The 20,894-nt window shown below is 63.8% G+C and carries 13 protein-coding genes; 10 read left to right on the top strand and 3 right to left on the bottom strand.

Annotation, left to right across the window (positions count from 1 at the left end):
- Positions 1–13: 13 nt before the first annotated feature.
- Positions 14–1,084: an LLM class flavin-dependent oxidoreductase gene (locus tag BLS51_RS17130; RefSeq protein WP_090185072.1), complete on the bottom strand. Its 1,071-nt coding sequence runs from the start codon at positions 1,082–1,084 to the stop codon at positions 14–16.
- Between the two features lie 215 nt (positions 1,085–1,299).
- Between BLS51_RS17130 and BLS51_RS17125 the strand changes: the two genes are divergently transcribed.
- The 10 genes from BLS51_RS17125 (at position 1,300) to BLS51_RS17080 (ending at position 18,528) form a co-directional block, all read left to right on the top strand.
- Positions 1,300–2,622, top strand: a complete 1,323-nt coding sequence (locus BLS51_RS17125; RefSeq protein ID WP_090185069.1) for a sigma 54-interacting transcriptional regulator — start codon at positions 1,300–1,302, stop codon at positions 2,620–2,622.
- 22 nt (positions 2,623–2,644) lie between these two features.
- Positions 2,645–3,235 carry a malonic semialdehyde reductase gene (locus BLS51_RS17120; RefSeq protein ID WP_090185066.1) on the top strand — a complete coding sequence of 197 codons (591 nt, stop codon included), beginning with the start codon at positions 2,645–2,647 and terminating at the stop codon, positions 3,233–3,235.
- A 138-nt stretch (positions 3,236–3,373) separates the two neighbouring features.
- Positions 3,374–5,620: a TonB-dependent receptor gene (locus BLS51_RS17115; RefSeq protein WP_090185061.1), complete on the top strand. Its 2,247-nt coding sequence runs from the start codon at positions 3,374–3,376 to the stop codon at positions 5,618–5,620.
- Positions 5,621–5,633: 13 nt separating this feature from the next.
- Positions 5,634–6,917 carry an amidohydrolase gene (locus tag BLS51_RS17110; RefSeq protein ID WP_090185057.1) on the top strand — a complete coding sequence of 428 codons (1,284 nt, stop codon included), beginning with the start codon at positions 5,634–5,636 and terminating at the stop codon, positions 6,915–6,917.
- Positions 6,918–7,014: 97 nt separating this feature from the next.
- Positions 7,015–7,638: a response regulator gene (locus tag BLS51_RS17105; RefSeq protein ID WP_090185054.1), complete on the top strand. Its 624-nt coding sequence runs from the start codon at positions 7,015–7,017 to the stop codon at positions 7,636–7,638.
- Between the two features lie 58 nt (positions 7,639–7,696).
- On the top strand, positions 7,697–9,412 hold the full coding sequence (locus tag BLS51_RS17100) for a molecular chaperone HscC (protein WP_090185052.1): 1,716 nt from the start codon (positions 7,697–7,699) through the stop codon (positions 9,410–9,412).
- Entirely contained in the window at positions 9,409–11,700 is a 2,292-nt protein-coding gene (locus tag BLS51_RS17095; RefSeq protein WP_090185049.1) for a tetratricopeptide repeat protein, read from the top strand. The genes BLS51_RS17100 and BLS51_RS17095 overlap by 4 nt, the downstream gene beginning before the upstream one ends.
- A gap of 135 nt (positions 11,701–11,835) precedes the next feature.
- Positions 11,836–12,783, top strand: coding sequence for an MBL fold metallo-hydrolase (locus BLS51_RS17090; protein ID WP_090185046.1), 948 nt, complete (start codon positions 11,836–11,838; stop codon positions 12,781–12,783).
- A gap of 568 nt (positions 12,784–13,351) precedes the next feature.
- Positions 13,352–14,509, top strand: a complete 1,158-nt coding sequence (locus tag BLS51_RS17085; RefSeq protein WP_175472606.1) for a response regulator — start codon at positions 13,352–13,354, stop codon at positions 14,507–14,509.
- 8 nt (positions 14,510–14,517) lie between these two features.
- Positions 14,518–18,528 (top strand): response regulator, encoded by a 4,011-nt coding sequence (locus tag BLS51_RS17080; RefSeq protein ID WP_090185040.1) that lies wholly within the window; start codon positions 14,518–14,520, stop codon positions 18,526–18,528.
- 26 nt (positions 18,529–18,554) lie between these two features.
- Here BLS51_RS17080 and BLS51_RS17075 read toward each other — a convergent pair whose 3' ends face one another.
- Together BLS51_RS17075 and BLS51_RS17070 are read right to left on the bottom strand one after the other, a co-directional pair.
- Positions 18,555–20,153: an ATP-binding response regulator gene (locus BLS51_RS17075; protein WP_090185037.1), complete on the bottom strand. Its 1,599-nt coding sequence runs from the start codon at positions 20,151–20,153 to the stop codon at positions 18,555–18,557.
- A 193-nt stretch (positions 20,154–20,346) separates the two neighbouring features.
- Entirely contained in the window at positions 20,347–20,688 is a 342-nt protein-coding gene (locus BLS51_RS17070; RefSeq protein WP_090185034.1) for a hypothetical protein, read from the bottom strand.
- Positions 20,689–20,894 lie beyond the last annotated feature (206 nt).

Below are 20,894 nucleotides of genomic sequence, written 5' to 3'. Positions count from 1 at the left end.
TGTTTAGTAAGGGTTAGGCGGCTTGCTGTTCGGCCTTTGCCAGGCGGGCGCGCAGCGCCGGCAGCACGTATTCGCCGATGCGGTAGGCTTCTTCCAGCGCCGGCTCGGCGCCCAGCAGGAAGCTGCTGACGCCCGCTTCGGCGTAGGCGGCCAGGGCATCGATCACTTGCTCGTAGCTGCCCACCAGCGCGCCGCGCGCGCCGCTGCGTGCGGTGGCGTACCCGTCCCAGTAGCGGTCTGCATCCAGCGCCGGCAAAGCGGTGCCGGCGCCGGTCTGCTCGCGGTAGCGGAGTGCGTCGCGTTCAGCCTCTTCCTGCGTTTCGCGCGCCACCACGTCGATGCGCAGGCCGGCGGCGACCTGCCGGCCGTTGCTGCCAGCCTGGTGCAGCGCCGCCACACCGGCGCGTATCAGTTCCAGCGGCGCGGCGTCGAAGACATGCACGTCGGCCTGGCGCGCGGACAACGCCAGCGCTTCGGCGCCTTCGCCGGACAGGTATACCGGCGGCAGCGGATTGCCAGCCAGCGGACCACGGAAGCCGCCATCCAGCACTTCAAAGTAGCGGCCCTTGAAGCTGAACGGGGCGCTGGTCTGCACGCCACGCGCCACGGTAATGAATTCATCGATGCGCGCGAGCACTTCGCCTTGCGGCAGGTTGTCGCCATGCTGGCGGCGGCTGGCTTCATCGCCGCCCTGCACCAGTTGCCAGGCGAAGCGGCCGTTGGCGGCGCGCTGGAAGCTGACGGCGTTCTTGGCGGCGTACACGGACGATCCCCACGAGGCTTCGAATTCAGTTAACAGGCGGATGTGACGGGTACCGCGCGCCAGATAGCCAGCGATGATCCAGCTGTCGTCGCCTTCAAAGTCGTGACGGATGCGCAGGCCGTCGAAGCCGGAGATGTCGGCGGCGCGCGCGACCTGGTGGGCGTAGTCGAAGTAGTTGAAGCGGTTGCCACGCGGGTCGGTGACGCCGTCCGTGAATGGCGGGCGTTGCTGGCCGCTGCGCTCGCCGCGACGCAGGCGCGTGGCTTCGGCGTAGCGGCCGTCGCCGGCGGTGGGCAGTTGCCAGATGAATTCGGTGCTCATGCAGTTTCTCCTGTGAATGTTGGCCTCCCACCACAGGTCGCATGAAGCGTGCCAGCCGAAAAGCCGTGTTTTCATGCTGGCAGTTCAGCATTCTGCTGATTTCGCAACAGCTGCTGTTGCGGTGACTACACCCGCGCAGCTTTATGCCAAATCCGGATAAGCTAGGTTGGCATGATTCGTTCACGACTTGCATCTATGCGGGATATATTCATTGCATGGAACTTCTCGCACACAATTTTTCTGCCGAATTTGCCCGCAGCGCCGATCTTGCGAAAGGCGTCGCCAGGAGCGATGAAGCAAGCGCCAAGCCACTGATCGCTTTCCGCGATGCAGAGCAGATGAGCCTGATGGTGCGGGCAACGGCGTTTGTGTTTGCCGATCCCAACACGCGTGCGCTGCATGATGTGATCGAGCGCGTGGCGCCCAGCGAGGCCACGGTGCTCATCACCGGCGAGACTGGCACCGGCAAGGAGCTGGTGGCGCGCCATGTGCACGCATTGAGCCGCCGTCGCGATGCGGGCTTTATAGCGATTAACTGCGGCGCGTTTTCCGAGACGCTGATCGAGAGCGAACTGTTTGGCTACGAGCGCGGCGCTTATACCGGCGCCATGCAAGGCAAGGCTGGCTGGTTCGAGACGGCCAATGGCGGCACGCTGTTCCTTGACGAGATCGGTGATTTGCCGCTGGCGATGCAGGTCAAGCTGCTGCGCGTGTTGCAGGAGCGCGAGGTGGTACGTCTGGGTGCGCGCCGCGCGGTGCCGATCGATGTGCGGCTGATTGCCGCCACCAATATCGATTTGTCGGAGGCAGTGCGGGCTGGGCGCTTCCGTGAGGATTTGTATTACCGCTTGCAGGTGATTGCACTGCCGGTGATGCCCTTGCGTGAACGTAGCGGCGATGTGCTGCCGTTGGCGCATCACTTTATGGCGACGTATTCACGGCGCTTGCAGGTGGATGATGCGCGCTTGTCGCCGGAGGCGGAGCGCGCGTTGTTGTCCTATCCGTGGCCGGGCAATATCCGCGAACTGGAAAATGTGATGCACCGCGCCGTGCTGCTGTCGCGCGCCGGCCTGGTCACGCCAACGGAGCTGAACCTGCCGGGCTGGCACAATGCGCCGCCAGCAATGCTCCAGCCAGCCGCGCCACACTACGCGCCACCGCCAGCACGCCCGGCCGATACCACAGCGCCAGACCTCGCGCCTAGCGCAGCCCACGGCAGCGGCAGCCAATCGTTGGCCCCAGGCGCAGCCCATGTCAGCGGCGGCGCGGTGCTGCCGAACGGACCAGCGGGCGCGGTGCCTGCGGCTGATACATTCGGCGCGGCTGTTGCGCATGCGCCGGCCAACGCGGCCTTCCATCGCGCCTGGCAGACGCTGCTTGCCTCCGGCGAGCCGATCGAATTCGAAGCGCTGCAGCAGGAACTGGTGCTGGCCGCCTGGGAGCATTGCCAGCGCAACCAGGTACGTGCGGCCAAGCTGCTCAACATCAGCCGCAACATCCTGCGCACCTACCTGAAAAAAGCCGAAGCCATCGTCTAACCCTCAACCAGAAGGAGTCACCTTGTCCGCCATTCTCAACGACGCGGCGCTGGATCAACTGTTCCGCAGCGCCCGCAGCTACAGCAACTTCCTGCCGCAAGCCATCGACGACAACACCATCAAGGCGCTGTACGACCTGCTCAAATGGGGCCCGACCGCCTTCAACGCCCAACCCGCCCGCTACATCGTGCTGCGCACCGAAGAAGCCAAGCAACGCCTGGCCCCTGCCCTGTCCGAGAAAAACCGCGCCAAGACCATCGCCGCGCCAGCCACTGTCATCATCGCCCACGACAAGCGCTTCTTCGACCAGTTGCCGTCGCAATTCCCCGCCTACGACGCCAAGCCGCTGTTTGAAGCCAATCCGGCGCTGGTCGAACCGACCGCCGTGCGCAACAGCTCGCTGCAAGGCGCCTACCTGATCCTGGCCGCCCGCGCGCTCGGACTGGATGCCGGCCCGCTGTCCGGCTTCGACGCCAACGCCGTCAACGCCGAGTTCTTCGCCGACGGCCAGCACGCCGTCAACTTCATCGTCAACCTCGGCTACGGCGATCCCGCCTCGCTGTTCGCCCGAAGCCCGCGCCTGAATTTCGACCAGGCCGTTACACTGCTTTAATGGCTGCGCGCTTTGCAGCACAACGCTGTTGCAAAGCACGCACACCCTGCCTCCCTCGCAGCAAAAACCATCGTTATCTCCCGGCACGCATGTTGCAGAAAGCTATCACAGTTTCAAACAACAAAAGGAAGAGCAACGATGCGCAAGCCCCAACGTACCACCATCAACCTGCACCTGCTGGCCGCGCTAGGCGCAGCAAGCGCCTTCGGCCACGCCGCCGAGCCAGCCGATGCCTCCGAAAGCGGCGAAGCAGCCGCGCTTCAGACCATCACCGTCACCGCGCAGAAGCGCAACGAACTGGCACGCGACGTGCCGGCCGCCATCTCCGCCTTCAGCGGCAAGGACTTGCGCGAAGGCGGCGGCAACCTGTCGGCGGGCGGCGTGATGGACCTGGTGCCCAACGCCTCCGGCCCGACCAATGACGGCCACGTGCGCACGCGCTGGTGGATACGCGGCATCGGCAGCGGCGACCAGTCGGCCAACCTGGTGTCGCCGGTCAGCTTCTACATCGACGAGGTTTACCTCAACTCGCCGCTGCTGAGCGGCAGCCCGCCGTTCGATCTGCGGCAAGTGGAAGTGCTGCGCGGCCCGCAAGGCACGCTGTGGGGCAAGAACACCACCGGCGGCGCAGTCGCCTTCACCACCAACAAGCCAACCTTCAAGCCGGAAGGCTACGTCAAGGCCGAAGTGGCCAACCACAACGCGCACATCGTGGAAGCGGCCGCCGGCGGCACACTGAAGGAAGATGTGCTGGCCGGCCGCATCTCTGTCTACAGCGACAGCAGCGACGGCTACGCCGACAACACCTTCCAGAAAACCAGGACCGGCAAGAAGGAAGAAGACCACCTGATCCGTCTGCAACTGCTGGCCAATATTTCGCCCGACCTGCAAGCGCTGTTCAAGCTGCACGGCCGCGACTACCACGGCAGCGGCGACGCGCTGCAAGGCCTGGGCCTGGGCGTCGGCGGCACCAATCTGTATGGTTATAAATTACCACCGCTGGGCACGGCTGATATCGCCACCAACGCCCCCACCAGCGACCAGCTGCGCAACAGCGGCGCCTCGCTGACCCTGCGCTGGAATCTCGGCCGCAACGAACTGACCTCGATCACCTCGTATGAACGCGTGGCCCGCACCACCAACGGCGACGGCGACGCCACGCCACTGGAAATCGCACGCAGCCACGCCGAGATCGCCGCCCGCCAGGCAGCACAGGAAATCCGCCTGGCCTCGCCACGCAGCGACCAGTTGAACTGGATCGCCGGCCTGCATTACTTCCAGGAGAAGCTGGACAACAACAGCTCGTCCGGCAACCTGCCCGGCGTTACCGCACTGCCGGCGCCGGTCGGCACCATTCCGACCGCCTTCAACAACCTGGCCCTGCATCAGGACACCAAAAGCTACGCACTGTTCGGCAGCGCCACCTACAACTTCAGCGACCGCTTCAACCTGACCGGCGGCCTGCGCTGGACTTCGGAAAGCAAGGAGATAGCGCTGAATCGCGTGGCCAACAGCGGCGCCGTCACGTACCGCAACACCAATCAATGGTGGCAGCGCTCGTCGGTATCCTCCACGCTGGCCACCACCGCCACGCAAAATGCCGACACCACCTGGAAAGCCGCCACCTGGGACCTGACGCCGCAATACAAATTCACGCAAGACCTATCGGGCTATCTGCGCGCGGCCAAGGGCTTCCGTGGCGGCGGCTACAACGGCGGCGTCACCACACAAAGCACCACCGCCATCGTCAGTCCGGAATACTTGACCTCGGGCGAAGCCGGCCTGCGCAGCGCCTGGCTGGACAACCGCGTCACCGCCGACGTCACCGTGTTCTACTACGATTACAAGGACGTACAACTGAACCAGGTGGTCAGCACGCCAACCGGTCCCGTCTCCCGCCTGACCAACAGCGCCGGTGCCAAGGCGCGCGGCGCCGAATTCGAACTGGCGGCACAAGTGGCGCAAGGCCTGCGCCTGAACGCCGCCATCGGTCTGCTGCGCAGCAAGTACACAGACTACGGCGCCTACACCGGCAACGAATTCGGCCGCGCGCCCCACACCAACGTGCTGATTGGCGGCGAATACCGCCAGCCGCTGCCGGATGGTGGCGAGGCCGTGTTCTCGACCAACTGGAACTACCGCAGCCGCTACTTCTTCGTCACCACCAACGAAACCGACCCGAATTACATCCAGCAGCCGTACACCGTGGGCAACCTGAAGCTGTCGTACCTGCCGCCTGGCAAAAAGGTCAACCTGACGTTCTACGTCAACAACGTCAGCGACCGCTTCTACAAGACCAACGCCATCCCCTACGGCAACAACGTGGTCGGCTACTCGAACAGCGATCCACGCACCTTCGGCCTGAGCGCCACCTACCGCTGGTAATTGAAAGGAACCCATGAAACTGAAACTGATCGTTGCGGCGCTGCTTGCCGCGCCCGTCCTCGCCAGCGCCGCCTCGCCGGAAATCGAACGCCTGATCTCCGCCGCCACGCCCGGTCTGATCGCCATCCGCCACGACATCCACCAGCATCCCGAACTGGGCAACCGCGAAACCCGCACCTCGGCGCTGGTGGCCGAACGGTTGCGCAAGCTGGGCCTGGAAGTGCAGACCGGCATCGCCGGCACTGGCGTGGTCGGCGTGCTGAAGGGCGCGCTGCCCGGGCCGGTGATCGGCCTGCGCTCCGAGCTGGACGCGCTACCCGTCACCGAGCAGACCAATCTGCCCTACGCGTCGAAGGTCCAGACCGAGTACAACGGCAAGCAGGTCGGCGTCGCCCACGTTTGCGGTCACGACATCCACATCGCCATCTTGCTTGGCGTGGCCGAAGTGCTGGCGGCCGACCGCAAGCACCTGAAAGGCACGATCAAATTCATCTTCCAGCCGGCCGAGGAAGGTGCGCCGGACGGCGAGGAAGGCGGCGCCGCGCTGATGGTCAAGCAAGGTGTACTGAACGCACCAACACCGGAAGTATTCTTCTCCACCCACGTCGGCGCCGGCAAAGCGGGCGCCGTCTCGGTCAGCCGCGAGCGCACCACGGCGGCGTCGGACATCTTCGTCGCCCGCATCATCGGCAAATCAACGCACGCGGCGGCGCCGTGGCGCGGCGTCGACCCGGTACCGGCGGCGGCGCTGGCCGTGCTGGCCTTGCAGACCATCCCCAGCCGGCAGTCCGACCTGTCGCTGCCGGCGCCGGTCATCTCCATCGGCAAAATCGAGGGCGGCATTCGCCAGAACATCATCCCCGGCGAAGTGCGGCTGGAAGGCACGATCCGCAGCGTGACCAGGGCGCAGCGCGACGATGTGGTGGCGCGGCTGGAACGCACCTTCAAGGACACCGCCGAGAGCACCGGCGCCACGGCTGATTTCAAGGTGCTGCCCGGCGGCTATCCGGCCGGCGCCAACAACAGCGCGCTGGTCGACCGGCTGCTGCCGGTGCTGAAGGCTGCATCCACCACCGGCGAGGTACGCGTCGCCAATGGCGTCTACGCCGCCGACGACATGGCCGAATTCAGCTCGCGCATTCCCGCCGTCAGCTTCGGTCTGGGGGCGACACCGGACGGCATTGATCCGGCCACGGCAGCCTCCAACCACTCGCCGCACTTCCTCGCCGATGACAGCGTGATCGCCGTCGGCGTGCGCGCCTTCACCGGGCTCATTGCAGCCTACAGCGCACGTTAGCGCAATGAGACGGACGCGGCCTATACCAATGTATAACTATACGGGCCGGGCAAGGTTGACGAGAATGGTTCATCACTTCTTCATCTGGAGCCCGACCATGAATACCGCATCCGTTCTCATTGCTGACGTACACCCGCTGATCCGTGCCGGCATGGCTGCGCTGATCGAGTCCGATGGCAAGTTCACGCTGCTGGGCCAGGCCAGCGACGGCCAGCAGACGCTGGAAATGTGCTCGCGCCTGCAACCGGACCTGCTGCTGATGGACCTGAACATGCCTGGTTGCGACGGTGTCGAGGCCATCGGCCGCATCCGTGCCCAGCATCCGGAAGCCAAGGTCATCATCCTCAGCGGCCATGACGGCGAAGACGACGCCGACCGCAGCATGCGCGCCGGCGCCCACGCCTACATGCTGAAAAGCGCACAGCTGGACGACTTGATGCTGTGCATACATTCCGTCCTCCAGGGCAAGAAATTCATGATGCCGGAACTGGCGGTCAAGCTGGCCAGCCGCATCCACGGCAACCAGCTGACGCCGCGCGAACGCGACATCCTCGGCCACCTGGCCACCGGCATGAGCAATAAAGTCATCGCACGCGCCGCCGGCATTGGCGTCGGCACGGTCAAATTCCACGTCAAAAGCATTATGAGCAAGCTCAACGTCTGCACCCGCACCGAGGCCGCGATGGTGGCCGCCAAACGCGGGCTGGTGCACCTGAACTAGCCCGGGCTGGACATGTCGGCTTACCGTGATAAACTTGTTAATTTTTCCGGAAGCCAACATGATTGTCGGGATAGATCTTGGTACGACCAACAGTTTGATTGCCGTCTGGGAGCATGGCGCCGCGCGCCTGATTCCCAATAGCCTGGGCGAAGTGCTGACGCCGTCGTGCGTCAGCCTCGACGAGGACGGCAGCATTCTGGTCGGCCGCGCCGCGCGCGAACGCCTGCAAACGCATCCGGCCCGCACCGCCGCCGTGTTCAAGCGTTACATGGGCAGCGACAAGAGCATCCAGTTGGGCAACCGGCATTTCCGTCCTGAAGAACTGTCAGCGCTGGTGCTACGTTCGCTGAAGGAAGACGCCGAGGCAGCGCTGGGTCAGCCGGTCACCGAGGCCATCATCACCGTGCCGGCCTACTTCTCCGACGCGCAGCGCAAAGCCACGCGCGCCGCTGGCCAATTGGCCGGACTGAAGGTGGAACGCCTGCTGAACGAGCCGACTGCCGCCGCGCTGGCCTACGGCATCCACCTGCGCGACAGCGAAACCAAATTCCTCGTCTTCGACCTCGGCGGCGGCACCTTCGACGTTTCCGTGCTAGACCTGTTTGAAGGCGTGATGGAAGTGCGCGCATCGGCCGGCGACAATATGCTGGGCGGCGAGGATTTCTTGCATTGCCTGGTCGATCATTTCTTTGTTCATCACAAGCTGCCGCCTTCGCTGAAGAATGACGCCCACTTCATGCCGCGCATGCTGGCGCAAGCCGAGGCCACCAAGCGCGCACTGAGCGAGGCGGCCAGCGCCACGTTGCGCATCACTCACAATGACAAGGAATACGCGCTGGACCTGGACGAGGCCGAGCTGGAGCGCATCACCACCGCGCTGCTACGCCGGCTGCGCGATCCGGTCGAACGCGCGCTGCGCGATGCCAACCTGCGCACCGCAGAACTGGACAACGTGGTGCTGGCCGGCGGCTCCACCCGCATGCCGATTGTGCGCAAGCTGGTGGCGCGCATGTTCGGCCGCTTCCCCGCCTGCGAGATCAATCCGGACGAAGTGGTAGCGCTGGGCGCGGCCGTGCAGGCTGGCCTGAAGATGCGCGACGCCGCCCTCGACGAGATAGTGATGACCGATGTGGCGCCCTACTCGCTGGGCATCGATGTGGCCATGCAGCTGGCCGACGGCAGCCATTCGTCCGGCCACTTCGACGCCATCATCGAGCGCAACACGCCGGTGCCGGTCAGCCGCGTCAAGCGCTACTATCCGGTCGCCGAACGGCAGAAGAAGCTGGAACTGAATATCTATCAGGGCGAGTCGCGCATGGCGCGCGACAATATCCAGCTGGGCAAGCTGGATTGCAAGCTGCCAGGGCTGGGCATGGCCGACAGCGCGATCGACATCCGCTTTACCTACGACGTCAACGGGCTGTTGCAGGTGGAGGCGACCATTGTGCATACACAGCAGTCGACCACGCTGGTGATTGAGGGCAATCCAGGGCTATTGTCGGAAGATGAAATCGCGTCGCGCTTTGTGGCGCTGTCGGAGCTGAAGATCCACCCGCGCGACCGCATCGAGCACCGCACCTTGCTGGCGCGCGCCGAGCGCCTGTATCAGCAACTGCGCGGCCCGCAGCGCGACTGGCTGGGCGCGCGCATCCGCGATTTTGAGCAGGTGCTGGAAACCCAGGATAAACGCCAGATCGATCCGCTGCGGCAGCAGTTCGAGTCGCTGCTGCACGAAATCGAGCACGACAGCTTCACCGTGCCGTTCAACGAATGATGCCCGCCTACCTGCAACGCCTGGCGCTGAACAAGGACGCCGACGAACGCGCAATCCGCCGCGCCTACGCGCGCGAACTCAAGCTGATCGACCAGGAAGCCGATCCGGCCGCCTTCCAGGCGCTGCGCGAAGCTTATGAGGCGGCCCTGGGCTGGGTGCAATGGCAGCAGCACGAGGTCCAAGACGATGATGATGTCCATCGTGACGACGTCCTGCCTGCCGCCGCAGTCCCGCTCACGCTCGACGAAACGTCCGGACAGCCCGCAGCCACACAGCCAGCCCCGCCACCCCACACCGAACAGGCCGCCGTCGCGTATGCCGACTTCGTGCGCCAGATCGACGCCGAAGCGCCGCAGGCGACAAAGCGCACCTCCGCACTTTGGAGCGCCCACCTGGAGCGCAGCCTGGAGCAGCTGGTCAGCATCGAAGCGCGCGAACTGTTCGAACACCACGTCGCCACCCTGCTGGCGGATGGCTGGCGCCCCGGCCACGAAACGCTGCTGGTAGCCGCCGCCGCGATCTTCAGCTGGAAGGAAGATCGCCGTCGTCTGTACAACCTGGGCATGGCCGGCGCCACGCTGAACCGCGCGCTGGAGGAACACGCGATGTTCAGCCAACAAATCGAAGCCGCGCGCAAGGAGCAAAGCAAGTTGATTAGCCGCCTGCGCGATCCGGCAGCGCCGATTCCCGGCGAGCTGGTCAAGCATCACCGCGCGCTGGAATGGCTGCATGCCAACTACAGCACCTGGATGTCGCTGATTACCGATGCCGGGGCCGTAGGCCGCTGGCGTCAGGCCTACGCAGACCTGCCCGGATGGCGTCGCAAGCTGTCGCGCGACGGCTGGCGCAAGGAGGCATCCGGCGGCTATGAACTGCAAACCAGCTTCAGCTGGAAGTGGTTATGGGTGCTGCTGTTCATTGGCCTGGTCCGCATGTGCACGAGCTTCAGCAGCGACAAGCCAAAGCCGCCACCGGCGCCGCCGCAACAACAGCAGGCCGCCAAGCAACAGATGCATTCCGGCGACTATCTGCGCCAGGGCAACGCCCAGCTGGAGCGCAGCGAATACGACGACGCCATCGCCAGCTACAACCACGTCATCAGCATGACGCCGAATAATTTCATGGCCTACATAGGCCGTGGCACGGCGTATCTCAGCCTCGGCAACGATCAGCAGGCCGAAGCGGACTTCAAGCGCTCCGGCGCGATAGAAAGCGAGAACCACGCACTGCACACCGCACGCGGCAAGCTGGCAGACTTCCGCAACCAACCGGTCGAGGCGATCGCCCATTACTCCGACGCGCTGGACATGCTGCCGCAAGGCGACCGGCAGTTACTCTGGCTGCGCGCCAACGCCTACGAACAAACCGGTGACCGCGCCCACGCGCTGGCCGACATGGACCGGCTGATCGGCAACGTGCCCGACGCGCCTTCGCTGTTCTACACCTACCGCATGGACTTGCTGCTGCAACTGGGCCGGCTGGCGGAAGCAGATGCCGCAGCCAAAACCACGCTGGCCAAATTCCCCACAGAGAGCGACGCCTACCGCGTTATATCCGAGCAATACCGCCGGCATGGCCAGACGGCGAAGGCCGACGCCATGCTCGAACGCGGCCTCAAGGTGGCGCCTGACGCCAGCCTGTTACTAGGCCGCGCACGTCTGCGCGCACCGGACGACTTGCAAGGCCGCCGCGCCGATCTCGCCCGTGCGGCCAAGATGGCGCCGGAATCCTTCATCCTGGCACAGGAACGTGCCGACCTGGAAATCGCCGCCGGCAACCTGGCTGCCGCCGACGCAGTCGTGGCGCAAGCACTGAAGGCGCTGTCTCAGGATGATAATTACTGGCCGCCCTTGCTGGCGATGCGCGGTGTCGTGGCAGGCAAGCGTGGCGAGGGCTCCATCGCCGAGCAATACTTCAGCGACGCCCTCAAAGCCTCGCACAACGCCTGGCAAATGAATGAGATCTGCTGGCTGATGGCCGTGCGCAACGTCTCGCTGCCAACCGCACTGTTTATCTGCGATGCCGCACTGGAACGCAAGCCCGATTACGTCGCCGCCGTCGACAGTCGTGGCCTGGTTCTGCTGCGCCTCGGCCGCAACCAGGATGCCTTGGCGGCTTATGAAGCGGCACTGGCCGGCAGACCAAACTTCGCCCATTCGCTGCTGGGTCGCGGCATCGCCCGCCAGCGCCTGGGCGACCGCGCCGGCGGCGACGCCGATATCAAGGCCGCTTTGAAAGCCCAGCCGTCCCTGCGCAAAGACTACGCCAGTTATGGCATCAGTATCTAGCTTGAATCGCCTGCGTGCCTATCGCACAAGGGTGCCGACATGCGTGATTCTGGCCGCCGCATATCTTTAGGTGGGGGCCGGGATGGTGGCAGTTCAGCTACCATCCTCATTCCACGTTGTATAAGAAGGCAAGCCATGAAACTGTTGAAACAACTGCTGCTGGCGTGCGCGCTAGTGTCGCCTTTTATCGCCCACGCCGCCGCGCCGATGGCGAAAAGTCAGGCACCTGGCTATTACCGCACCGCGCTTGGCGATTTTGAAATTACCGCGCTATCCGACGGCACCCATCCGTTCCCGGTCGATACCGTGATGACTAACATCACGCCACAGCAGGCGCTGAAGGACCTGGAAGATGTCGACTTGAAACTGCCGCTGCAAGGCTCGATCAACGCCTTCCTGATTAACACCGGCACCAAGCTGATCCTGATCGACAGCGGCGCAGGTGAGCTGTACGGCGATTGCTGCGGCAAGCTGGTATCGCGCCTGCGCGCCGCAGGCTACCAGCCGGAACAAGTCGATGAAATCTACATCACCCACCTGCACAAGGACCACGCTGGCGGCATCATGTCACAAGGCGCTGCGGTATTCCCGAATGCCGTACTGCGCCTGTCGCAAGCCGAGGCCGATTACTGGCTGACGCCAGCCAACAAGGCCAAGGCGCCGGCATTCCTGTCAACCTTCTTCGACGCCGCGCAAGCCGCCGTGGCACCGTACCAGGCCGCCGGGCACTATCAGCCATACCAGGACTTCGGCCAGCTCGAACCCGGTGTCGAAGCCCTGCCCGCCCCTGGCCACACGCCCGGCCACGCCGCCTACCTGATCACCAGCAAATCGCAACAACTGCTGGTGTGGGGCGATATCGTCCACGTCGCTGGCATCCAGTTCCCGCACCCCAGCGCCACCGTCAAATACGACAGCAGCGAAGCCAACGCACAAACCACGCGCGCCAGACTGCTGCAACTGGCCACGCAAAAGCACCTGACCGTGGCCGCCGCCCACATCGCCTTTCCCGGCCTGGGCCACATCCGCCAGCACCAAGGCGAATACGAGTGGCTGCCGATCAACTATGATGAGGTCCCGTAAGTCAGCCCTAAATCAGCACCGAACTTTTGACAGGGCTGATTTGCCATTTCGCGGTGCCGAAGGGAATGTCCAGCGGCTCGGAGACAGATCAGCGACGGCCAGGTGCCAGCACTCCACCACCTGATGATATTCGACGATGTGTACTCGACGTCAGGAGGCAAGGCACCTGGGCGACTTTAGCTTATCCAAGTCCGCCCCAAGCGCAGCCTTACATAGCTTGATGGTAAAGCTAATTCCATAGCTGTTCCCATGCATATTAATCGTCTTTGGTTGCGACCGGCGGCTACCGCCCCAAAGCAGAAGTTCAGCTTGGCGGCGGAAGTCTCCCTAAACGCACCCTCACTACACCATATTCATTTTAGAAATCTTGATTGAAAATACGTAGGTTAGCGATTCTCGCAAGAGCTTGTATGCCAGGATGAGGAGTTCTATGCAATACCCAGGGATCGGGAGAAGGCAGCGTAGGCAACGGGAGCGATTCGCAAAACTTATATGCGGTTTACTTGCGCACAGGACACAGATATAGTCTAGGCAATAAATTAGTGCAACCTGATTGGAGCGTTTAGGCATGAACCCATCTTCTACCCGTCCCATCAGGCCTGTAATCCTTGTCGTGGACGACACGCCAGATAATCTTCTGTTGATGGCCAACTTGCTCAAGGATAGCTATACGGTCAAAGCAGCAAATAACGGCGAGAAGGCGCTGCGCATCGCGCGGGATGCACCGCCTCCTGACCTCATCCTGCTTGACATCATGATGCCTGTGATGACCGGCCACGAAGTGGCGCAGGTACTGCAGAGCGACCCGGCCACACGCGACATCCCCATCATCTTCTTGACCGCTATGGCCTCCAGCGCGGACGAGACGCACGGTCTGGAGCTGGGGGCGGCCGATTACATCACCAAGCCGATCAGCCCGCCAGTGGTGCTGGCGCGCGTGCGCACCCAGCTCAAGGTCAAAGACGCTGCCGACTTCCTGCGCGATAAGAACGACTACCTCGAACAAGAGGTGCAGCGCCGCACGCGCGAACTGAGCGCGATCCAGGATGTCACGATCCACGCCATGGCCTCGCTGGCCGAGACGCGCGACAACGAGACCGGCAACCACATCCGCCGCACCCAGCACTACGTCAAGGTGCTGGCCGAACACCTGCGCGAGCATCCGCGCTTCCGCGCTTTCCTCGACCCCGACACCATCAAGCTGTTGTTCAAGTCGGCGCCGTTGCACGACATTGGCAAGATCGGCATCCCCGACCGCATCTTGCTCAAGCCTGGCCGCTTCGAGCCTGAGGAGTTCGAAATTATGAAAACCCACACCACACTCGGGCGCGACGCCATCGCCCACGCCGAGCAACAATTGGGGATGGACGTCGACTTCCTGCGCTTGGCCAAGGAGATCGCTTACTCACACCAGGAAAAATGGGACGGCAGCGGCTATCCTGAAGGCCTGGCCGGCGACGCCATCCCAATCTCCGCTCGCCTGATGGCAGTGGCCGACGTCTACGATGCCCTGATCAGCCGCCGCGTCTACAAGGAAGGCATGCCGCATGAAAAGGCGGTGCAGATCATCGCGGAAGGACGCGGCTCGCACTTCGATCCTGACGTCTGCGACGCCTTCCTGGCCAACTTGCCCGCCTTCCAGCAGGTCGCCGCACGCTACGCCGACAGCGATCACGACATGGCTAAGCAGGCCGCCGCCATCGCGCATACCCTGCCTGCACAGTGAGCGCCCGCATGCGTTCGCCCCTGGCCTATCTCGAACGGCTGCGCCTGCGCCAGAAGCTGGCAGCCGGCTTTTGCGCGGTGCTGCTGCTGGCACTGGCGCTGGGGCTGCAAAGCCTGCGCACCCAGGACCAGTTGAGCAGCGACATGCAGCGCCTGCTCAGCGAGGGCATGATCGGCATCGTGCAGGTCAAGGAAGCCCGCATCCAGCTCAACCGCTTCGAACTAATGCTGCACAAGGTGACCAACGCCCCGAACTCGGTTGCCTTCGACGAGGCGCTTGAACAGCTCGACAAGGCGCGCGAGCAACTGCACTTTGCCGTCGACGAGGCCCGTGCCACCCTGCTGCGCATCGACAATCAGCAACGCCATACCGTCTTTGAAAGCATGCTGGCGCGCGCAGAGCGCATCGCCGACGAGGCAATCGAACTTACGCGACTACACCGCAACGGCGAAGCCAACTCCCTACTCAACAGCGAACGCTTCCAGCACGCGGTGCGCACCGCCGACCTGCAGATGGCCGAGATCGCCGCCGTCAAGGACTCCAACGCTCGCAGCACCATCTACCACATTCGCCAGTTCGCGCTCACCAGCAGTACCCTTACCTACGCACTGCTGACCGGCGGCCTGGCGGTGGCGTTGCTGTGTGCATGGTGGATCAGCCTGTCAATCCGGCGCCCGGTCAACCGCCTGCGGGAGGCGGTCGATGCGCTGGCCGCTGGCCAGCTCGACAGCGTGATTCCCCACACCGACTACCAGAACGAAACGGGCGACCTGGCGCGCGCCATCGCCAAGCTGCAAGTCGAATCGCGCCAGCTCGACATGCAACGCTGGATCAAGTCGCAGGAAGCCTCGATCCAGTCCGAGCTGCAGCAGGCTGCCAGCCTCGACCAGGCCGCGCAGCGCCTGTTGACGCTGCTTGCGCCGCTGGTACAGGCCGGCCAGGGCGCGCTCTACCTGCTTGACGAAGATGCTACCGCACTGCGCCTAGCCGCCAGCTATGCGGCCGACCCGGACCATCCACCGGCGCCGCTACTGGCGCTGGGCAGCGGCCTGCTGGGCCAATGCGCGCAGGATCGCCAGCCGCGGCGGCTCGACACGCTGCCGGATGACTACGCCCAAATCCACTCGCAACTGGGACAGTCGCACCCGCGCCACCTGCAGGTGCTGCCGCTGCTGCACGGCGAGCGCTTGATGGGCGTTCTGGAGCTGGCCGGCTTCGATGCTCCCGGCGAATCGGGCCGAGTGCTGATGGACGAGCTGCTGCCCAAACTGGCGATGTCGCTGGAGATCAAGGCGCGTAGCCACGCGGTGCAGACCATGGCCGCCGAACTCGAAGCGCAGCAGGTGGTGCTGAAAGCCACCGAGGCCTGGTATCGCGGCATCATCGAGGCGGCGCCGGACGGCATGTTGGTGATCGATGCGCACGGCCTGATCATGATGACCAACCCCCAGCTCGACCAGCTGTTCGGCTACGAGGCCGGCGAGCTAGCCGGTTTGCCGATTGAAACGCTGGTGCCGCCGGAGGCGCACGGGCGCCACGTCGGCTCGCGCAATGGTTTCATCGAGCAAGGCACGGCGCGCCAGATGGGCATGACAGGCGCCGACCTGCACGGTATGCGTAAGGATGGCAGCCGCTTCTCGGTCGAGATCGGCCTCTCGCGGCTGCCGGCCATCGCCGAGCGCGGCGTTTGCGTGTGCGCCTCGGTGCGCGACATCAGCGACCGCAAGCTGGCGGAGGCCGAGGTTCTGCGCGCCAAGGAGATCGCCGAGGACGCTACGCGCGCCAAGAGCGACTTCCTGGCCAACATGAGCCACGAGATCCGCACGCCGATGAACGCCATTATCGGCATGAGCCACCTGGCACTGCGTACGGATCTCGATAAGAAACAGCGCAACTACATCGAGAAGGTGCACCGCTCAGCCGAGAACCTGCTGGGCATCATCAACGACATTCTTGACTTCTCCAAGATCGAAGCGGGCAAGATGAACATCGAGCAGGCCCCGTTCCGGCTGGAGGACGTGCTGGAGAACTTCGCCAGCATGATCGGCCTGAAGGCCGAGGACAAAGGCCTGGAACTGCTGTTCGCCACCTCGGCAGACCTGCCGACCGCATTGGTGGGCGATTCGCTGCGGCTGGGTCAGGTATTGGTCAACCTCGGCAACAACGCCGCAAAGTTCACCGAACGCGGCGAGATCGTGGTCGGAATCGAAATGGCGGCCGACGCCGGGGATCAAGTCGAGCTTCACTTCTGGGTGCGCGACAGCGGTATAGGCATGACGGCCGAGCAGTGCGAACGCCTGTTCCACTCGTTCAGCCAGGCAGACAGCTCGACCACGCGCAAATACGGCGGCACCGGGCTAGGTCTGGCCATCTCCAAGAAGCTGGTGGAGCTGATGGATGGCCGGATCTGGGTCGAGAGCATGCCGGGCGAGGGCTCGACCTTCCACTTCAGCTCCCGTTTCGGACGCCAGACCGAGGTGCAGCCGCGCCGCATGTTCCACGCCGACGAGCTGCTCGGCCTGCGCGTGCTGGTGGTCGACGACAACGCCAGCGCGCGCGAAATCCTGTCGACCATGGCGCGCAGTTTCGGCTTGGAGGTGGACCTCGCCGACAGCGGCCACAGCGCGCTGCGCACCATGCTCGAGGCTGAGCGCAAAAGCCTGCCCTACGACTTGGTGCTACTGGACTGGCGCATGCCGGGCATGGACGGCGTCGAAACGCTGCAGCGCATGCAGAGCGGCGCCGTGAATCACATCCCGTCTGTCATCATGGTGACGGCCTTCGGCCGGGACGACGCTCAGGAAGCGGCGGCGCTCCAGCAGGTGGCGCTGCCAGCCGTGCTGACCAAGCCAGTCACTCCGTCGACGCTGCTCGAAGCGATCGGCGAGGTACTGGGCAAGGGCGTGGTGGCCGAAACGCGCCAGGCAGAGCGACAGGACCGCAGCGCGGCCGACCAGGCCCGCATGGCCGGCGCCCGCCTGCTGCTGGCCGAGGACAACGATATGAACCAGGAACTGGCGCGCGAGCTGCTGGAAACCGCTGGCATCGTACTCACGGTCGTAGGCGACGGGCAGCAAGCGCTGGACCTGCTCGCCCATGCCGGTGCCGCCGCCTTCGACGGCGTGTTGATGGATTGCCAGATGCCAGTGATGGACGGCTACGAAGCCACCCGCCGCCTGCGCGCCCAACCTCAGTACGCGCGGCTGCCAATCATCGCCATGACCGCCAACGCTATGGCCGGCGACCGCGAAATGGCGCTGTCAGCCGGCATGAATGACCATATCTCCAAGCCGCTGAACGTCACCGCCATGTTCGCCACCATGAGCAAGTGGATCCGGCCGGCGCAGCCGGCCGTAGCAGGTCCCCCAGCGGTGCAGCCCGATGCCGCAGGCAAAATGGCTGCTGCCCTACCTGCCCAACTCCCGGGTATCGACCAGCGCGCCGGCATGGCAACCAGCATGGACCGGCAGGACCTTTACCTGCGCATGCTCGTACGCTTTCGCGACGGCCACACCAGACTGCGGGAGGATTTCGAGGCAGCGCGACAAAGCGATGACCCCACAGCGGCGGCGCGGGTCGCCCACACCTTGCGCGGCACCGCCGGCAACGTCGGCGCCAAAGGCGTGGCGGCGACAGCTACGGCACTGGAACTGGCATGCAAAGCGGGTGTAGCCGAAGCCGAACTGGCTGTGCTGCTGGCGGCGGTCGAAAACGAACTGGCGCCGGTGCTTTCCGGCCTGGCCGCACTGGGCAACTACGCGGCAGCGGCAGAGAACACCCCGGACGAGGCCATCGCAGCGGCTCCCGCCCTGCCGCCGGACGCGGCCGCCACACTTGCCCACCTGCGCAAGCTGCTGGCCGACAGCGACACCGCCGCGCTGGACGTGTTGGAGACATTGGAATCGCAAGCCACCGGCCACCCGCTGGCGCGACAGCTGCGCAAAGTCAGCCAGGCAATTGAACGCTTCGACTTCGATGCCGCGCTGGAAGCGCTTGACGCCGTGGCGCAGCCAGCCTGACAAGCAAGGCCGCCGCGCGATTCGCCTCAGGCCGGGGGCGGCGCCGACGGCAGGCTGACGATCAGGGTGGTGGTCTGGAGCTCGTCATCAACGGCGAAGGCCACCTCGCCATATTGCGCGCGCGCCAGCAGGCGTGCCGAATACGTGCCCAGGCCCGTGCCGCCGGACTTACCGTCGGTGACGAACTTGTCGAAGAAGCGTTCGCGTATCGGTTCCGGGATCACACCCTTGTTGACGATCTCGATGCGCAGCGGGCTTCCGGCATACAGCGTGGCGATGACGCGGGTGCGCTCGGGCGCTGCCTCGCAGGCGTTCTTGATCAGATTATTCAGCAGCGAATAGGTCAGCATGGCATCGCCCAGCGCTAGCGGAGCGTCGGTGCCAACATCGAAATCGGTGTCGACCGCCAACACCAGCTGCTTGCCCGCGTAAGTGGCGCGTGCCGTCTCAACCACCCGCCGCAGCATGTCGCTGATGGGCAGCGGCGCTGCATGGAGCACGTATTTCCCCGTCTCGATCTTGTACAGCTCAGTCGACAGGTTGACCATGTCGGTCACCTGCAGCATGGCCTGCTCGGCCAGCCGCAAATTCTCAAGCTGTCGGCGGTCAAGGTCGGCGGCATCGATCAGCGACTGCACTATGCCGATGGCGCCGGCCAGCGGCCCCTTGAGGTCGTGCCGTGTCATGGCCTCGACGTCATCGCGCAGGCGGGCGATGGCGAGCATATTGTCGTAATCGGCTTGCAGGTGGCGGCGCAGCTCGACGTAGCGCATGAAGTTGTCAACCCGCAGCTTCAGCTGGGCCGGGTCGATTGGCTTGGTAATGAAGTCCACCGCCCCCAACTCCATGCCTTGCAGGCGCGCGGCGTCGTCGGTAAGGGCGGTGACGAAGATTATGGGTACATTTTCTGCGCCGGGATGCTCGCGCATGCGGCGCGCCACTTCAAAACCGTCCATGCCGGGCATCATGACGTCCAACAGCACTAGGTCGGGAGGCGTGTCGCCACAGCACAAGGCCAGAGCTTTCTCGCCGTTGTGCGCTGCCTTGATGCGGTAGCGGCCCTTGAACACATTGGCCAGCACGTACAAATTGTCAGCGGTGTCGTCGACCAGGAGCAATGTCGGCGGCAACGGTTCCCTTGGTGGCAAATGGACCGCCGCCGGTGGCATGACGATCACATCGTCCACGGCTGCGGCGGCCTGCGGCGCGTCGATGTTCGTTTCCTTATCCGGCGCCGGTGGTGCAATCTGATGCGCCATCGCACGCTTGATGCTGGTGGCCAGCCGGCCCGCCGTGTAGGGTTTGACTAGCAGGTCGCTGACGCCGCTGCTGATGGCCGTTTCAATGCGGCTGCGCTCGGCCTCGGCGGTGATCATGATGAACGGCATGTGCGCATGGCGCGGACTCGAGCGAATCATTTGCAGCAGGGCGATGCCGGTCAACGCCGGCATATTCCAGTCGGAGATCACCAAATCATAACGCTTGCGCTCAACCATGCGCCAGGCTTCGGCGCCATCGGATGCGAGCTCCACCGGCCCATAGCCAAGCGAGGCCAGTTGGCCAGCCGTGACCTTGCGCATTGTTTCGACATCATCGACCACCAGTATTCTCAGCACTTGCGCCATGTCTCCCCCATGTGCGTCCTGCTACGTGGGGTAGCAGACCGTTTCACTAATTATGCGTCATTTTTTTGTCGATTTGAAACGAAGCATTTCAAGCCGTCAAGGTCGGCTTCTGGCCGGATGCGGGCGGGTCATTTTCCAAATGTAGCCCAACCAGCTGCTGGAGGACTCGTGTTAGCGGCTTTTAATCAATAAGTCAGCCCCCCCCCCCGTAATCTTCAGGCGTTTTTTTATCCGGCCACCTGGAATCGACCATCGGTTGCGAGGCGCAATACGAATTGGCCACGATTTTCCCGGTTTTTGTGCCCCGGCAAGCCCAAGTCAGCGTAGTGCGGTGCTTAAATTGATCCCAAGCAAATTGATCATCCAGGAGCGAGGGCAGCGCTTGTTCATACCCGGTTTTCAGCGGAACTTGCGCGGGAGCGCTTTCGCTGGAATCGGGCTTCTTGTCCAATGCCTTGTCGGTCTCAGGTACTGTTGTCTGACTCATGCAAACTGCTGACGCCATCGCAAGCCCCATTAGTACAAAAAACTTCATTACTTCTCCAATCAATACGGAAACCCAATAAAACTGGGAGGCCTGCTTTGCAATACGCCGATTCACAGCACCACCTCGGTCAGGATAACATCTTGCTTACTTGCAAAGTTCACTATTTGTCACTATTCGTCAGGAGTTCTTCGGCGGTCGTGGAGCCGATCTTTTGACAGAGGTATTTCTATCGTGCGCTGCTTACACTGCTTCAC

It is taken from the genome of Duganella sp. OV510 (assembly GCF_900100205.1).
GTDB lineage: Bacteria > Pseudomonadota > Gammaproteobacteria > Burkholderiales > Burkholderiaceae_D > Rugamonas.
This window is presented reverse-complemented; position numbering and strand designations above follow the sequence as displayed.

Coding starts and splice junctions, on each gene's coding strand:
- BLS51_RS17130 (WP_090185072.1), bottom strand. CDS start 1,084: ATGAGCACCGAATTCATCTGGCAACTGCCCACCGCCGGCGACGGCCGC.
- BLS51_RS17125 (WP_090185069.1), top strand. CDS start 1,300: ATGGAACTTCTCGCACACAATTTTTCTGCCGAATTTGCCCGCAGCGCC.
- BLS51_RS17115 (WP_090185061.1), top strand. CDS start 3,374: ATGCGCAAGCCCCAACGTACCACCATCAACCTGCACCTGCTGGCCGCG.
- BLS51_RS17110 (WP_090185057.1), top strand. CDS start 5,634: ATGAAACTGAAACTGATCGTTGCGGCGCTGCTTGCCGCGCCCGTCCTC.
- BLS51_RS17105 (WP_090185054.1), top strand. CDS start 7,015: ATGAATACCGCATCCGTTCTCATTGCTGACGTACACCCGCTGATCCGT.
- BLS51_RS17100 (WP_090185052.1), top strand. CDS start 7,697: ATGATTGTCGGGATAGATCTTGGTACGACCAACAGTTTGATTGCCGTC.
- BLS51_RS17095 (WP_090185049.1), top strand. CDS start 9,409: ATGATGCCCGCCTACCTGCAACGCCTGGCGCTGAACAAGGACGCCGAC.
- BLS51_RS17090 (WP_090185046.1), top strand. CDS start 11,836: ATGAAACTGTTGAAACAACTGCTGCTGGCGTGCGCGCTAGTGTCGCCT.
- BLS51_RS17085 (WP_175472606.1), top strand. CDS start 13,352: ATGAACCCATCTTCTACCCGTCCCATCAGGCCTGTAATCCTTGTCGTG.
- BLS51_RS17080 (WP_090185040.1), top strand. CDS start 14,518: ATGCGTTCGCCCCTGGCCTATCTCGAACGGCTGCGCCTGCGCCAGAAG.
- BLS51_RS17075 (WP_090185037.1), bottom strand. CDS start 20,153: ATGGCGCAAGTGCTGAGAATACTGGTGGTCGATGATGTCGAAACAATG.
- BLS51_RS17070 (WP_090185034.1), bottom strand. CDS start 20,688: ATGAAGTTTTTTGTACTAATGGGGCTTGCGATGGCGTCAGCAGTTTGC.